General features: G+C 76.0%; 13 protein-coding genes. 7 read left to right on the top strand and 6 right to left on the bottom strand.

What is annotated here, in order from left to right:
• Nucleotides 1-53 precede the first annotated feature (53 nt).
• The gene (locus HL189_RS13430) at nt 54-2,192 is read left to right on the top strand and encodes a histidine kinase (RefSeq protein WP_369134211.1); all 2,139 of its coding nucleotides are present in this window, start codon (nt 54-56) and stop codon (nt 2,190-2,192) included.
• Nucleotides 2,185-2,847: a response regulator gene (locus HL189_RS13425; RefSeq protein WP_369134210.1), complete on the top strand. Its 663-nt coding sequence runs from the start codon at nt 2,185-2,187 to the stop codon at nt 2,845-2,847. Before HL189_RS13430 ends, HL189_RS13425 begins: the two co-directional genes overlap by 8 nt.
• Before the next feature lie 180 nt (nt 2,848-3,027).
• Here HL189_RS13425 and hemQ read toward each other — a convergent pair whose 3' ends face one another.
• Genes hemQ through hemE form a run of 4 tightly spaced genes read right to left on the bottom strand, consistent with a single transcriptional unit; the run spans nt 3,028 to nt 7,071 of the window.
• A complete protein-coding gene (gene hemQ, locus HL189_RS13420; RefSeq protein WP_369134209.1) occupies nt 3,028-3,744 on the bottom strand; it encodes a hydrogen peroxide-dependent heme synthase in 717 nt (238 codons plus the stop codon).
• Nucleotides 3,741-4,676: a DMT family transporter gene (locus HL189_RS13415; RefSeq protein ID WP_369134208.1), complete on the bottom strand. Its 936-nt coding sequence runs from the start codon at nt 4,674-4,676 to the stop codon at nt 3,741-3,743. Before HL189_RS13415 ends, hemQ begins: the two co-directional genes overlap by 4 nt.
• Entirely contained in the window at nt 4,673-6,028 is a 1,356-nt protein-coding gene (hemG, locus tag HL189_RS13410) for a protoporphyrinogen oxidase (protein ID WP_369134207.1), read from the bottom strand. Before hemG ends, HL189_RS13415 begins: the two co-directional genes overlap by 4 nt.
• Nucleotides 6,025-7,071: a uroporphyrinogen decarboxylase gene (gene hemE, locus HL189_RS13405; protein WP_369134206.1), complete on the bottom strand. Its 1,047-nt coding sequence runs from the start codon at nt 7,069-7,071 to the stop codon at nt 6,025-6,027. Before hemE ends, hemG begins: the two co-directional genes overlap by 4 nt.
• Nucleotides 7,072-7,189: 118 nt before the next feature.
• Between hemE and HL189_RS13400 the strand changes: the two genes are divergently transcribed.
• From HL189_RS13400 to HL189_RS13390, 3 genes are all read left to right on the top strand, one after another.
• Nucleotides 7,190-7,810: a DUF3000 domain-containing protein gene (locus HL189_RS13400; protein ID WP_369134205.1), complete on the top strand. Its 621-nt coding sequence runs from the start codon at nt 7,190-7,192 to the stop codon at nt 7,808-7,810.
• A 75-nt stretch (nt 7,811-7,885) separates the two neighbouring features.
• Nucleotides 7,886-8,602: a LuxR C-terminal-related transcriptional regulator gene (locus HL189_RS13395; protein ID WP_369134204.1), complete on the top strand. Its 717-nt coding sequence runs from the start codon at nt 7,886-7,888 to the stop codon at nt 8,600-8,602.
• The gene (locus HL189_RS13390; protein WP_369134364.1) at nt 8,599-9,906 is read left to right on the top strand and encodes an HRDC domain-containing protein; all 1,308 of its coding nucleotides are present in this window, start codon (nt 8,599-8,601) and stop codon (nt 9,904-9,906) included. The genes HL189_RS13395 and HL189_RS13390 overlap by 4 nt, the downstream gene beginning before the upstream one ends.
• On the opposite strand, the gene HL189_RS13385 is transcribed toward HL189_RS13390, so the two are convergent.
• Nucleotides 9,881-11,050 (bottom strand): hypothetical protein, encoded by a 1,170-nt coding sequence (locus tag HL189_RS13385; RefSeq protein ID WP_369134203.1) that lies wholly within the window; start codon nt 11,048-11,050, stop codon nt 9,881-9,883. The genes HL189_RS13390 and HL189_RS13385 overlap by 26 nt on opposite strands.
• 182 nt (nt 11,051-11,232) lie before the next feature.
• Nucleotides 11,233-11,769, bottom strand: a complete 537-nt coding sequence (locus HL189_RS13380) for a DUF1697 domain-containing protein (RefSeq protein ID WP_369134202.1) — start codon at nt 11,767-11,769, stop codon at nt 11,233-11,235.
• A 204-nt stretch (nt 11,770-11,973) separates the two neighbouring features.
• On the opposite strand from HL189_RS13380, the gene HL189_RS13375 reads away from it, so the two are divergent.
• Entirely contained in the window at nt 11,974-13,179 is a 1,206-nt protein-coding gene (locus tag HL189_RS13375) for an acetyl-CoA C-acyltransferase (RefSeq protein WP_369134201.1), read from the top strand.
• Entirely contained in the window at nt 13,176-15,263 is a 2,088-nt protein-coding gene (locus HL189_RS13370) for a 3-hydroxyacyl-CoA dehydrogenase NAD-binding domain-containing protein (RefSeq protein WP_369134200.1), read from the top strand. Before HL189_RS13375 ends, HL189_RS13370 begins: the two co-directional genes overlap by 4 nt.
• Nucleotides 15,264-15,328 lie beyond the last annotated feature (65 nt).

The raw sequence follows: 15,328 nt of genomic DNA, 5'->3' as shown, positions 1-15,328 counted from the left end.
CCCGGGACACGTGCCTCTCCCCCTCGGGACGGTCGACCCGTCAGGATCCCCGCGTGCAGGCACCGTCGTCCCCGGTCACCGACCGCGTACCGCGCCCTCCGCGCGGGGACGCGGCCGATCCGCGCCGCGCCCGGGGGGCGGCCGCCGCCCGCTCCGCCGCGTGGCTGGTCCCGCTCGCCTGCGTGCTGTCCTTCGCGGTCACCCTGGGCCTGGACGTCGTCACCCCGGCCGCAGTGCGGGAGGCGACCGCCAACGACCCCGGCTGGCTCGTCGGACTGCCCGGTGTCCTGCTCGCCGGGCCGGCGGCCGCGCTGCTGCGGCGCGCGCCGCGGCACCCGCTGTCCTGGGTGCTGGCCGGCACGGCGCTGCTGTGGGCGGTCGACGGGCTGGCCGGCGCCTGGCTCAGCTGGGCGATGGTTCCCGAGGAGCCGCGCCCGCTCGCGTCGCTGGCCTTCTGGACCGTCCAGCGGCTCGGCTCCTGGCTGCTGCTGGGACTGCCGCTGCTGCTCCTGCTGTACCCCGACGGCCGGCTCCCCGCGGGGCGCTGGCGACTCCCGGCGGTCGCCTCCCTGGCGTGCACCGCGGTGCTGCCGACGCTGCTGCTCATCGTCCCGTCCGAGATCGCCGACGCCCGGGCGGGCACGGCGCTGCCCGCCGTCTACGACCGGATCGACGTCGACCCCACGAGCCTGCCGCTGCCGGCCGCGGTCGTCCTGCCGCTGCTGCGGGTGGCCTTCCCGGTGGCGCTGCTGGGGGTCGCCGTGCCGCTGGCGGTCGTGGTCGCCCGCCACCGCCGGGCGACCGGGGAACGGCGCCGGCAGATCCGCTGGCTCGTGTGGGCCGGCGTCGTCGACCTGCTGGTCATGCTCACCGCCCTGGTCCTGCCCGGCGGGGGCGCCTCACTCGCCCTGACGCTGGCGGTCGCGCTGACCGGCGGAGCGGTCGCCGTGGGGCTCCTGCGCCCGCGTTTGGTCGACATCGACCGGCTGCTCGGCGGCACCCTGGTCTACGGCGGGCTCGCGGTCGCGGTGGTGCTCCTCGACCTGGCGGTGGTGGCCGCCACCGGCACCCTGCTCGGGGACCGGCTGGGCCAGCGGGACGTCGCCCTGCTGGCGCTGCTGCTGGTCACCGCCCTGTACGTGCCGTTGCGGGCACAGCTGTGGCGGGTGGTGCGCCGGTGGGTGCTCGGTCAGCGGGAGGACCCGTACCGGGTGGTGTCCCGCCTCGCCGAGCGGCTGGAGCAGTCCCCGGACCCCGGCGGGCAGCTGGTGGCCGTCGCCGCGACCGTGGCGGAGGCCTTCCGGTCGCCGTACGTCGGGGTGGAGGTCGAGCACGCCGGCGGCGACCAGCTCGTCGCCGAGCACGGCACCCGCCCGGCGCAGGTGCAGGCGCTGCCGATCTCCTACCGGGGCGAGGAGGTGGGCCGCCTGCTGCTCCCGCGGTCCGGCGTCCGGGCAGCGCTGCTCGCGCAGGACGAGCCGCTGCTGGCCGACGTCGTCCGGCAGGCCGCCGCGGCCGCCCGGGCCAGCGCGCTGGCGACCGAGCTGCAGGCGATCCGCGAGCAGCTGGTGACCGCGCGGGAGGAGGAGCGCCGCCGGCTGCGGCGGGACCTGCACGACGGGCTCGGGCCCTCGCTCGGGGCGGTGGTGCTGCGCATCGACACCGCCCGCAACCTGGCCGGCCGGGCGCCGGAGGAGGCCGACCGGGTGCTCCGCCAGGCGCGGGACGACGTCGCCGCCGCGCTGGCCGACGTCCGCCGGCTGGTGCACGACCTGCGGCCGCCGGCGCTGGACGACCTCGGCCTGACCGGCGCCGTCCGGCAGCAGGCCGAGCGGTTGCTGGCGCCGCGGGTGGTGGTGCAGGTGCTGGCCGGGCCGGACGTCGACGGGCTGCCGGCCGCGGTGGAGGTGGCGGCCTACCGCATCGCTTCCGAGGCGCTGGCCAACGTCGCGCGGCACGCGCGGGCGGCCTCGTGCACGGTGCGGCTGGCCCGCGAGGGCGGTGCCCTGGTGGTGACGGTGACCGACGACGGCCGCGGGATCCCCGCCGACGCGACCGCCGGGGTGGGCCTGGCGTCGCTGCGGGAACGGGCCGCGGAGCTGGGCGGGCGGGGCACCGTCGACTGCCCGCCGGAGGGTGGCACGGTGGTGCGGGCGGTGCTGCCCGTGGACGGGAGGAGGACGGGTGGCTGAGCCGACGGGGGCCGAGCCGGTGCGCGTGGTGGTCGCCGACGACCACCCGGTCTACCGGGAGGGGCTGGCCGCGCTGCTCGCGTCGGTGCCCGGCCTGGTGGTGGTCGGGACGGCGGCCGACGGGCTGGCCGCGGTCGAGCTGGCCCGGGAGGAGCAGCCGGACGTGGTCGTGATGGACGTGCAGATGCCCGGGCTCGACGGCATCGAGGCGACCCGGCGGGTGACGTCGGAGTCGCCGTCCGTGGGGGTCGTCGTGCTGACCATGAGCGAGGACGACGGGACGGTGTTCTCCGCCGTCCGGGCCGGCGCCCGGGGGTACCTGCTCAAGGGCGCCGACCAGGAGGAGGTCGTGCGGGCGATCACCACGGTGGCGGCCGGCGGCGCGGTGTTCGGGGCGGCACTGGCCCGGCGGATCGCGGACTTCTTCACCGCCGGCCCGGCGGGCCCGGCCACCGCGTTCCCGCAGCTGACCGCGCGGGAGCGGGAGGTGCTGGACCTGGTGGCCGCGGGCCGGTCGAACGCCCAGATCGCCGCGGCGCTGTACCTGTCGCCGAAGACGGTGCGCAACAACGTGTCGAACGTGCTCACCAAGCTGCAGGTCGCCGACCGCGCCGAGGCCATCGTCCGCGCCCGCGACGCCGGCCTGGGCAGGTAGACCGAACGCCCGGCAGCGCACGACGAACGCAACCAGAGGTACGGATGACGGCGGCGGAAGCCGCCTCCGGATCGTCGGCACGGAGCCGGAGGCTCCTGCCGACGATCCGGGCAACGGCTCAGCGCAGGCCGGGACGGCACCTGGCCGCGGTGGAGGCCGGTAGGCCGACCAGGTGCACGGTCACGGCAGATCCGACACGAGCTCCGCGACCTGCTTGCGGGTGCCGGTGTAGAACGGCACCTCCTCGCGCACGTGCCGGCGGGCGCGGCTGGCCCGCAGGTCGCGCATGAGGTCGACGATCCGGTGCAGCTCGTCGGCCTCGAAGGCGAGCATCCACTCGTAGTCGCCGAGGCCGAAGGAGGCGACGGTGTTGGCCCGCACGTCCGGGTAGGGCCGGGCCTGCATGCCGTGCTCCTTGAGCATGTCCCGGCGCTCCTCGTCGGGCAGCAGGTACCACTCGTAGGACCGCACGAACGGGTACACGCACACGTACCGGCGGGGCTCCTCCTCGGCGAGGAACGCCGGGATGTGGCTGCGGTTGAACTCCGCCGGCCGGTGGATCGCCATCTGCGACCAGACCGGCTCCAGGTGCCGGCCCAGGGCGGTGCGGCGCAGCCGGGTGTAGGCGTCCTGGAGGGCGTCGGGGGTGGCCGCGTGCCACCAGATCATCAGGTCGGCGTCGGCGCGCAGGCCGGCGACGTCGTAGGTGCCGCGGACGACGACGTCCTTGCCCGCGAGCTCCTCGAACAGCGCGGTGACCTCGTCGGCGGTCCCCGTGCGCGGGTCGTCGCCGAGCGGGCGGGCCAGCCGGAACACCGACCACATCGTGTAGCGGATCTGCGCGTTCAGCTCGTTCGCCCGCTTGCCGGTGCTGCGCTCTTCGGTCTGCTCGCTCATGGGTCCATTGTCGCGCGGCGTCCCGCGCGCCTACCGGGCGGCCGCAGCACCAGCGCGACGCCGACGGTGGTGACCACCACCCCGAGCAGCGACAGCAGCGGCAGCTCCTCGCCGAACAGGAAGTAGGCCTCGACGGCGGTGGCCGGGGGCACCAGGTACAGCAGGCTGGACACCCCGGAGGCGCTGCCGCGGCGCAGCAGGAACAGCAGCAGCAGGACCGCGCCGAGCGACAGCGGCAGCACCAGCCAGGCCAGCGCTAGGACGAAGTCCGCCGTCCACTCGATCGTCATGCTCTCGGTGACCCCGGCGACCGCGAGCAGCGCGAGGGCGGCCGCGGCGTACTGCACCGCGGTGCCCGACACCATCGGGATGTCGTCGCCGTGCTTCTTCTGCCACAGCGTCCCCCCGGTGCCGCAGAGCAGGGCCACCAGGGCCGACACCACGCCGATCGGCGGGAGCGCGCCCGCCTCCCCCGCCGCGCGGGCCAGCCCCGGGGCGAGCACCAGCACCACCCCGCCGACGCCGAGGACGAGCCCCAGCCACTGCACCGCCACCAGCCGCTCGCCGAGCAGCCGGGTGGCCAGCGCCGCGGTCAGCACCGGCTGCAGGCTCACCACGACCGCGGCGACGCTGGCCGGCAGGCCGTGGTCGATGGCGAAGAAGACGCCGCCCAGGTAGCCGGCGTGCAGCAGCAGGCCGGCGACACCGGCCTGCCCCGCCTGCTCGCGGCCCGCCGGCCAGGCCGCCCGCAGGACGGCGGCGAGCCCGGCCAGCAGCACCCCGGCGAGGGCCAGCCGGAGCGCCAGGAACGTGAACGGCTCGGCGTAGGGCAGGCCGTACTTGGCGCCGACGAACCCGGTGCTCCACAGCAGCACGAAGACGACCGGCGCCACGGTGATCGCGGCGCCGCGGACGGCGGCCGGTGCGTTCACGCCAGCCCCGCCACGGCGCGGCGGGCGTCGCGGATGCAGGCCGGCACGCCGACCCCCTCGTACGCCGCACCGGCCACCCCGAGCCCGGGGACGGCGGCCACCGCGGACCGGACCGCCGCCACCCGCCCGGGGTGCCCGACGAGGTACTGCGGCAGCCCGTCGTCCCAGCGGACGAGCCGGGTGTCCAGCGGCTCGGGGCGCTCCAGCTGCAGCAGCTCCGCGACGTCGGCGACGACTGCGGCGGTGAGCTCGGCGTCGTCCCGGTGCAGGGCGTCGTCGTCCCCGAACCGCCCGACCGACGAGCGCACCCGGACCACGCCGCCCGCCGAGAGGTGCGGCCACTTCGCGGAGGAGACGGTGACCCCCTTGACCAGCCGGCCGGTCACCGGCGGCACGAGCAGGCCGGAGCCCGCGGGCAGCGGCTGCGCCGGGAAGGCCATCGCGACGACCGCCATCGAGGCGTACGGGATGCCGGCCAGCGGCTGGACCGCATCGGGCGCGACCCCGGCGAGCAGCCGCGCCGTGGGCCCGGCCGGGGTGGCCAGCAGCACGGCGTCCGCGGCGAGCACCTCCCCGCCGGCCAGCTGCACGTCGAAGCCGGCGGGGGTGCGCCGCAGCCGCTCCGCGCGGGTGCCCAGCCGCACCTCCGCGCCGCCGGCCCGCGCCAGGACGTCGGGCAGCGAGCCGATGCCCGGGGCGACGGTCATGAACACCGGGCCGTCGTCGTCCCCCCGGCTGCGCGCGCCGGCGTCCCGCGCGGCGGTGGCCGCCGCCAGCACCGAGGAGCAGCGGCGCAGCTGCGCGAAGAGCCCGGGCATCGTCGCGGCCAGTGACAGCTCGTCGGCACGGCCGGCGTACACCCCGCCGAGCAGCGGCTCGACCAGCCGGTCGACCACCTCGTCGCCGAGCCGCTCACGCAGCAGCCGGCCGACCGCGACGTCGCCGTCCACCCGCAGTGGCGGCAGGTCGGCCTCCGCGGCGACCCGGGCGACGCCCGCCGGGGTCAGGACGCCGTCCAGCCCCGCCGCGGAGGTGGGCACGCCCAGCACGGTGCCGGCGGGCAGCGGGAAGCTCCCCTCGGGCAGCACGACGGCGGCCTGCGTCGTCCGCGGCGCCACGAGCTGGTCGCCCAGGCCGAGCTCGCGGACCAGGTCCAGGGCCTCGGGCACCCGGGCGAGCACCGCCTCCGGGCCGGTGTCGTACCACTGCCCGGCCAGCTCGACCCGGTCGAGCTTGCCGCCGGGGCGGGCAGCGGCCTCGAGGACGACGACCTCGTCGTCGGGGTGCGTCTGCCGCCACTCCCAGGCGGCGGTCAGCCCGGTCAGGCCGCCCCCGACGACGACGAACCTCATCGGCCGCTCAGCTGGTGGACCAGCTCGACGACGTGGGTGAGCACGCCGGGGTCGGTGTCCGGGAGCACGCCGTGCCCGAGGTTGAACACGTGGCCGCGGGCCGCCCGGCCCTGCTCGACCACCCGGCGCACCTCGCGGTCGACGGTCGCCCGGTCGGCGAGCAGGACGGCCGGGTCGAGGTTGCCCTGCAGGGAGTAGGCAGGCCCCACCCGGCGGGCGGCCTCGTCCAGCGGGACGCGCCAGTCGACGCCGACGACGTCCACGCCGGCCTCGCCGATCAGCGGCAGCAGCTCGCCGGTGCCGACGCCGAAGTGGATCTTCGGGAGCTCGGGGGCGGCCAGCCCGTCGAACACCGCGCGGGAGTGCGGCAGCACGCGGGTCCCGTAGTCGACCGCGGACAGCACCCCGGCCCAGGAGTCGAACAGCTGCACCGCGCTCACGCCGGCGTCGGCCTGCGCGCGCAGGAAGGTGGCGGCGCTGACCGCGAGCCGCTCCAGCAGCCGCCGCCAGGCCTCCGGCTCGGCGTACATGAACGCCTTGGTGCGGGCGTGCTCCTTGGAGGGACCACCCTCGATCAGGTAGGTGGCGAGGGTGAACGGCGCCCCGGCGAAGCCGATCAGCGGGATGTCGCCCAGCTCGCCGACGAGCCGGCGGACGGCGGTGGACAGGAAGTCGAGCCGGTCGGGCTCCAGCGGCGGCAGCGCGTCGACGTCGGCGACGGTGCGCACCGGATGCGCGATGACCGGCCCCACGCCCGGCTTGATGTCGATGTCCACGCCGGCGACGACCAGCGGCAGCACGATGTCGGAGAAGAGGATCGCCGCGTCCACCCCGTGCCGGCGCACCGGCTGCAGGGTGATCTCGGTGACCAGGTCGGGGTCCTGGCAGGCCTCCAGCATGCGGGTGCCGGCCCGCAGCGCGCGGTACTCCGGCAGCGAGCGCCCGGCCTGCCGCATGAACCACACCGGGGTCCGGGAGACGGGGAGGCCGCGGGCCGCCCGGACGAGGTCGGAGTCGAGCAGAGGTCCCGCAGCTGTTCCCACGACCGACGAGTCTCCCAGACACCCCGCCGGCGGGCTCCCGCCGTCCAGGTGGCCACCGCCGGGCAGGAGTGGCGCGTCGGGACGCTCCCCGGGGTCACCGCCGCCCTACCCTGCGGAGGTGGCACCTCAGCGCACGCGTCCACCGGCGGACGCCCCGGCCGCCGCGGCACCGCGGCCGGCGGACTTCCAGGCCGCGCTCGACGCCCTGGCGACGGTGCGCCCCCGCCCGGAGGTCGTGCTCGAGTACATCCCCGCCCCGCAGCGGCTCGCACCGTGGGCGCACGCCGTCGGCGCGCACGTCGGCGTCCCCGGCGAGGAGGACGAGGAGCTGGCCAGCGGCCGGTTCATCGTGCTGTTCGACCCGGAGGGGCACGAGGCCTGGCAGGGGACCACCCGCTGCGTCGGCTACGTCTCGGCCAGCACCGACGAGCAGATGGTCGACGACGCGATGTTCTCCGAGGTCGCCTGGAGCTGGCTGGTCGACGCGCTGGCCGAGTGCGGCGCCGCCCACCACGCCATCGGCGGCACGGTGACCCGCACCGCCTCCACCCGCTTCGGCTCGATCGCCGCGCCCGAGCACTCGGTGGACGTGGAGATCCGGGCCTCGTGGACGGCGGAGGGCACCGACCTGGACCGCCACCTGGCCGCCTGGCTGGAGGTCCTGGGCAACGCGGCCGGGCTGCCGCCGCCGGGCGTGCACCTGCTCGGCGCGGAGCAGGACGTCCGACCCGACGCCTAGACTCCTCCGCGTACTCCACTCGGCGTAACGGCGACTCGGCCGATCGCGCTGACACGCCGGACGACGGGAGGGTCGATGCCGTACGGGGCTCCGTGGTCCGACGGCCTGCCGTTCGACCGTGTCGCCGGTGCTCTGCTCGTCGACCCCTCCCCCCTGCTGCGCGAGGCGCTCGCCGGCCGGCTGCGCGCGTTCGGTGCCCGCGAGGTCGAGGAGGCCGCTTCGCTCGAGGAGGCGCGGGTCCGCGCGCAGGTCTCCGGGCCGCGGGCGCTGTGCGTGCTCGAGGTCGACCTGCCCGGATCAGAGCAGGCGGGCCGGGACACCGACACCGACGCCGACCCCGGCCGCGGGCTGGAGCTGCTGCCCACCCTGCGCGCCGAGGGCTGGCCGGTGACCGTCGTCCTCACCTCGGTGACCGACCCGGCCGTCGTCCGCGCGGCCTTCCTGGCCGGCGTCCAGGCGTACGTGCTGAAGACCAGCCCGCTCCGCACGCTCACCGAGGGCCTGCGGGCGGCACTGTCCGGCGAGGTCTACGCCGACCCGGGGGTCGCCAGCAGCCTGGCCCAGGGCCTCACGCGGGACGGGGCGGAGGAGGCGGTCGGCGAGTTGTCGCCCCGGGAGCGCGACATCCTCCGCCTGGTCGCCAACGGGCACACGAACGAGGAGATCGGCGAGAAGGTGGACCTGTCCGCACTGACCGTGAAGAGCCACCTGGCACGCATCGCGCGCAAGCTGGGCACGGGCGACCGGGCGCACATGGTGGCGCTCGGCATCCGCTCGGGGGTCATCCACTGAGCGCCGACCCGCAGTCCCGGGACGTCGAGGGAACGGACACCGAGGGGACGGACGTCGAGGGGACGGACGCCGAGGGGACGGACGTCGAGGGGACGGACGACGCCGCCCCGGCCGCCGTCCCCCTGACCGCCCCCCGCGACGGGCTGCCCCCGGTCATCGACACCTCCACCGCGCTGGTGAAGTACGCCGACGCCCTCGCCGCCGGCTCCGGCCCGGTCGCGGTGGACGCCGAGCGCGCCTCCGGGTACCGCTACGGCCAGCGGGCCTACCTCGTGCAGCTGCGCCGGGAGGGCGCCGGCACCGGGCTCGTCGACCCGGTCCCGCTGCCCGACCTGTCGGTGGTGCAGGCGGCGATCGCCGACACCGAGTGGGTGCTGCACGCGGCCAACCAGGACCTTCCCTCGCTCGCCGAGATCGGCCTGGTGCCGGCCCGGCTGTTCGACACCGAGCTTGCGGCCCGGCTGGCCGGGCTGCCCCGGGTGGGCCTGGGCGCCGTGGTCGAGTCGCTGCTCGGGTACTCGTTGGAGAAGGGGCACTCCGCCGCGGACTGGAGCACCCGTCCGCTGCCGGAGGACTGGCTGGTCTACGCCGCGCTGGACGTCGAGGTGCTGGTCGACCTGCGGGACGCGCTGGCCCAGATCCTGGCCGAGCAGGGCAAGACCGAGTGGGCCCGGCAGGAGTTCGAGGCCATCCTGGCCGCCGGCCCGCCCGCGCCGAAGGCCGACCCGTGGCGGCGGACGTCGGGCATGCACGGCCTGCGCAGCCGGCGGCAGCTGGGCATGCTGCGTTCCCTGTGGCAAACCCGCGACGAGCTCGCCCGTCGCCGCGACGTCGCCCCCGGCCGGGTGCTCCCCGACGCCGCCATGGTCTCGGCGGTGCAGGCCGATCCGACGACCGAGAACGCGCTGCTCGAGCTGCCGGTGTTCCGCGGCCGGGCCAACCGCAAGCTGGTGAGCACCTGGTTCGGCGCGCTGGCCCGCGGCCGGGCGCTGCCGGAGACGGAGCTCCCGCTGCACAGCCGCCCCGGCGACGGCCCGCCTCCGGTCAACCGCTGGGCCGACCGCGACCCGGCTGCCGCCGCCCGGCTCAAGGCCGCCCGCGCCTCCCTCGCCGAGCTGTCCACGCGGTGGTCGGTGCCGGTGGAGAACGTCCTCTCCCCCGACCTGGTGCGCCGGTTGATGTGGACCCCGCCGTCGCCGGCCACGCCGGAGGCCGTCGCCGAGGTGCTGCGGGCCGGCGGTGCCCGGCCGTGGCAGGTCGAGCTGACCTGCGACCTGCTCACCGAGGCGATCGCGGCGGGGTAGGGGCCCGTCCGCGGGCGGCCCACTCGGCGTGCGGTCCGCGGTGCACGGCGGCGTACACCCGGTCGCGCAGCTCGTTGGCCCGCTGGTCGGTCAGGGTGCCGGACAGCGGGCGGAGCACCACCCGCAGCAGCACGTTGACCTGGTCCCGGCGCAGGCCCAGGCGGCGTCGGGCGGCCGCCGGGAGGTCGTCGGAGCCGGTGGCGGCCACGACGGTCACCGACTCGAGGTCCTCGGCGGCCGGGCCGAGCGCGGCCCGCACGGCATCGCCGAGCAGCTCGGCGTCGACCGGGGCGTCGACGACGACGGACAGGTCGCGACGCACCGGCGGCTGCGATGACACCGGTCGCCACGGGGCCAGGTCGAGCAGCTGCGCGGCGATCCGCGGCTCGGGAGAGCGGAGCACGCGGATGTCGTCGATGCCCTTCCGCAGCATGAGCGCCCGGTCCAGGCCCATGCCGAGGGCGAGGCCGCTCCACCGGTCGGGGCCCAGCCCGGCACCGGCGAGCACGTGCGGAGCGGCGAGTCCGCACTCGGCCAGCTCCATCCAGCCGTCGCCGGTGTCCACGTCGACCTGCAGACCGTGCGTGGTGTAGGGGTGCCGCGCGGCCGATGCCCGCCAGCGTGCTCCGGGCAGGACGGCGCCCACGACCAGCTCGACCATCTGCCGGAGGTCGCCGGTGTCCCACCGCCGTCCGGCGGAGCCCGTGGTGGTGATGCGCCAGAGGTCGAGCTGGTGCGGGGTCCCGACGTGCAGCCGGTCGATGGTGTCCCGGCGGTGGCACAGCCCGGGCAGCGCCACCAGGACGTCGGCGTCGGCGGCCGGCGCGGCGGCGAGCGCACGCAGGGCGGGCGGGACGCCGGCGCTCGTGTGGCTGCGCAGCATCACCGTCTCGGCGACGTAGCGGCTGTAGCGGGCGTCCCGGGTGACGTCGGCAGCCGCGTAGCCGAGGCGGTCGTAGTTGTCCTCGACGCTGACCAGCGGCCGGCGCCGCTGCAGGTCCAGGGTGCAGTGCCAGGCACCGGTCAGGGCGGCGAGCACGTCGTCGAGCAGCGACTGCATCGCGTGCGGACCGGACGCGGGGTCGGACAGGTCGCGCAGCTCGAGCGCGGCCTGGAGGTCGGCGGTGGAGAGCAGGGTGGTCACGGGAGTCCCTCTCGGGTGGTCGGCGGGGAGGAGGGCTTCACCCCCGGCCGACGACTCCGCGACGGGCTACCGGCAGACCTCGGCGCCCGCACGGCTGCTCGGCAGCCGGGGGCACGCAAAGGAGGTCAGGTGCTTCCGCACGGACCGACGGTAGCGCTGCGCGAGCCGCACCGTCGACGGGTTCAGCGCTGGAGCAGAGCCGCGAGCTTGCCGACGGTGGCCCAGTTGCGTGCCGTGCCGACCGGGCCGCCGCGGCGCTTGCCCAGCGCCGCGGCGAGCGGGCTCTCCAGCTGGCCGTGCGGGCACCACATGTAGAGCTCGCGACCGTCGACCGCGAAGGCGTCGTCGCCCGGGTCCACGCCGCGCAGGAACTCGGCCACCTCGGCGGGCAGCTCCTCGGGGAAGAAGCTGACGACGTAGCGGGTCGGGTCCGTGGCGACCGCACCGAGCGGGTCCGTCGCGACGACCGCGAGGAGCTCGTCGGCGGTCCGGACGACGGTCGGCACCGGGAACCCGAACCGCCGCTCCAGCGCCTGCTCCACCGAGCCCGCCAGCTCGCCGGGCGGCAGGTCGGAGTGGAGGACCACGTTCCCGCTCTGCAGCACGGTGGCGACGTCGCCGTGCCCCTCGGCACGGAGCAGCTCCCGCAGGTCGGCCATCCCGACCCGGTGGGCCTTCCCGAGGTTGATCCCCCGCAGCAGGAGCGCGTACCGGGTCATCCGGTGGCCCCCGGCACCAGCCGTCGCGCCGTCGTCCGCCCGCTGCCCATGGCACCCCCGCCCTCCGCGTGGGGGTGAGCGTAGGGGCCGGGGACCGATCTCACCCGTGTCGAGGAGGTGCTTTGGTCTGGCGGTTACCGACAGGTAACTTGATCGGGCCGACTCTTCCCCCAGGGCCGGCACGCAACCCACCGCGGAGGTCCCATGTCCCGCTCGCTGCGCGAGGTCGTCTTCGTCGACGGCGTGCGCACCCCCTTCGGCAAGGCCGGCCCGAAGGGCATCTACGCCGAGACGCGCGCCGACGACCTGGTCGTGCGCTGCATCCGCGAGCTGATGCGCCGCAACCCGTCCCTGCCGGCCGACCGGGTCGACGAGGTGGCGATCGCGGCGACCACCCAGATCGGCGACCAGGGTCTGACCATCGGGCGCACCGCCGCGCTGCTCGCCGGGCTGCCCGAGACCGTCCCCGGCTACGCCATCGACCGGATGTGCGCCGGCGCGATGACCGCGGTGACCACCACGGCGTCGGGCATCGCCTTCGGCGCCTACGACGTCGCGATCGCCGGCGGCGTCGAGCACATGGGTCACCACCCGATGGGCGAGGGCGTCGACCCGAACCCGCGGTTCGTCAGCGAGAAGATCGTCGACTCCTCGGCGCTGGTCATGGGCGCCACGGCGGAGAACCTGCACGACCGCTTCCCGCACCTGACCAAGGAGCGGGCCGACGCCTTCGCCCTGGCCAGCCAGCAGAAGTACGCCGAGGCCGTGGCAGCCGGCCACATCGGCCCGGAGCTCGTCCCGGTCGCCACCCGTTCCACCGAGCAGGGCTGGGGCCTGGCCACGGTCGACGAGCCGCCCCGCCCGGACACCACCCTCGACGGGCTGGCCTCGCTGAGGACGCCGTTCCGCCCGCACGGCTCCGTCACCGCGGGCAATGCCGCCGGCCTGAACGACGGCGCCACCGGCTGCCTGCTGGCCGCCGAGGACGTCGCCGGTGAGCTTGGGCTGTCCATCGGCATGCGGCTGGTCGGCTACGCCTTCGCCGGCGTCGAGCCGGAGGTCATGGGCGTCGGCCCGATCCCCTCGACCGAGAAGGCGCTGGCCCGCACCGGGCTGTCCGTCTCCGACATGGGCCTGTTCGAGCTGAACGAGGCCTTCGCCGTCCAGGTGCTGGCGTTCCTGGACCACTTCGGCATCGCCGACGACGACGAGCGGGTCAACCCCTGGGGCGGTGCCATCGCCGTCGGCCACCCGCTGGCCTCCTCCGGGGTGCGGCTGATGACCCAGCTGTCCCGCCAGTTCGCCGAGCGGCCCGACGTCCGCTACGGCCTCACCGCCATGTGCGTCGGCATCGGCATGGGCGGCACCGTGATCTGGGAGAACCCGAACTGGGAGGGTGTGGAGAAGTGAGCGACGCGCTGTTCGCCGACGAGGTCGTGACGCACGCCTGCGTCCGGTTCGTCCGGGTGCCCGGGCTGGCCGGGGAGATCGCCCTGATCACCATCGACAACGGCCACGACCACACCCGGCCCTCCACCTTCGGCCCCGGCGGTCTGGCCTCGCTGGACGGCGCGCTGGACGAGATCGCCGCGCGCACCCCGGCCCCGGTGGCCATCGCGGTGACCGGCAAGCCGTTCGTCTTCGCCGTCGGCGCCGACCTCTCCGGTGTTCCGGCGATCACCTCGGCCGAGCAGGCCCGGGAGGTCGCCGAGGCCGGGCACCGGGTGTTCGGCCGGCTGAAGGACGCCGCCGTCCCGACCTTCGCGTTCGTCAACGGCGCGGCGCTCGGTGGCGGTCTCGAGCTGGCGCTGCACTGCTCCTACCGCACGATCAGCGGCGGGGCGTTCGTGGCCTTCCCCGAGGTGTTCCTCGGGCTGGTGCCCGGCTGGGGCGGCACGCAGCTGCTGCCGGATCTCATCGGCATCGACGGCGCGGTCTCGGTGGTCGTGGAGAACGCGCTGGCGCAGAACAAGATGACACCGGGCCCGAAGGCGGCTGAGCTGGGCATCGCCGACGCGGTGTTCGAGCCGGCCGACTTCCTGGAGCGGTCACTGGAGTGGGCGGCCGGGGTGCTCAACGGGGACGTCGTGGTGCGCCGTCCCGCGGTCGACCGGTCGGCCTGGGACGACGCGCTCGCCCGGGCCCGCGGCATCGTCGCGGCCCGCACCCGCAACGCCTCCCCCGGCGCGCTGCGCGCCGTGGAGCTGCTGGACCTGGCCCGGGCCGGGGTCGAGGACGACGCGTTCGCGGCCGGGACGGCGGCCGAGGACGACGCGCTCACCGACCTGCTGATGAGCGACGAGCTGCGGGCCGGCCTGTACTCCTTCGACCTGCTCAACAGGCGGGCCAAGCGGCCGGCCGGTGCGCCGGACCGGATGCTGGCGCGCCAGGTGACCAAGGTCGGCGTGGTGGGCGCGGGGCTGATGGCCTCCCAGCTCGCGCTGCTGTTCGTCCGGCGGCTGGAGGTGCCCGTCGTCCTCACCGACGTCGACCAGTCCCGCGTGGACAAGGGCGTCGGCTACGTGCACGGCGAGCTGGAGAAGCTGGCCGGGCGGAGCCGGCTCTCCCCCGACCGGCTCAACCGGCTCAAGCGGCTGGTGACCGGGTCGCTGGACAAGGCCGCGTTCGCCGACGCCGACCTGGTGATCGAGGCGGTGTTCGAGGAGCTCAAGGTCAAGCAGCAGGTCTTCGCCGAGGTCGAGGCGGTCGTCTCCGCGGAGTGCGTGCTGGCCACGAACACGTCCGCGCTGTCGGTGACCGAGATGGCCGCCGAGCTGCAGCACCCGGAGCGGGTCGTCGGCCTGCACTTCTTCAACCCGGTCGCCGTCCTGCCGCTGCTGGAGGTGGTGCGCGCCGAGCGGACCGACGACGCCACCCTGGCCACCGCGTTCGCCGTCGGCAAGGCGCTGGGGAAGTCCTGCGTGCTGGTCGCCGACGCCCCGGCGTTCGTGGTGAACCGGCTGCTCACCCGGTTCCTCGGCGAGGTCACCGCGGCCGTGGACGCCGGCACCCCGGTGGCCGTGGCCGAGCGGGCGCTCGAGCCGCTGGGGCTGCCGATGACGCCGTTCGAGCTGCTGTCGCTGGTCGGCCCGCCGGTCGCGCTGCACGTGGCCGAGCGGATGCACGAGGCGTTCCCCGACCGGTTCGCCGTCGGCGAGGGGCTGCGCCGCATGGTCGAGCTCGGCAAGACGTCGGTGTTCTCCGAGCCCGGCGTCGTGGACCCCGACCTGGCCGGCATCGACGCGGGCGACTCCCCGCTGACCGCCGAGGAGCTGCGGGACCGGGCCGAGCGGGCACTGGCCCAGGAGATCCGGCTGATGCTCGACGAGGGCGTCGTGCAGGCGGTCCAGGACATCGACCTATGCATGCTGCTGGGCGCCGGCTGGCCGTTCTGGCTGGGCGGGATCTCCGCCCACCTCGACCGGGCCGGGGTCTCGGCGGCGGTCACCGGGCAGCGGTTCCTGCCCCGCGGGGTGGCGTCGCTCCCGGCCTGACGCGGGCCGGCGGCCTCACCACACGGTCGCCGTCCTCACCCTGCGGCGTGAGGACGGCGACCACA

The organism is Modestobacter sp. I12A-02662 (assembly GCF_041028325.1).
Classification (GTDB): Bacteria; Actinomycetota; Actinomycetes; order Mycobacteriales; family Geodermatophilaceae; genus Modestobacter.
This window is presented reverse-complemented; position numbering and strand designations above follow the sequence as displayed.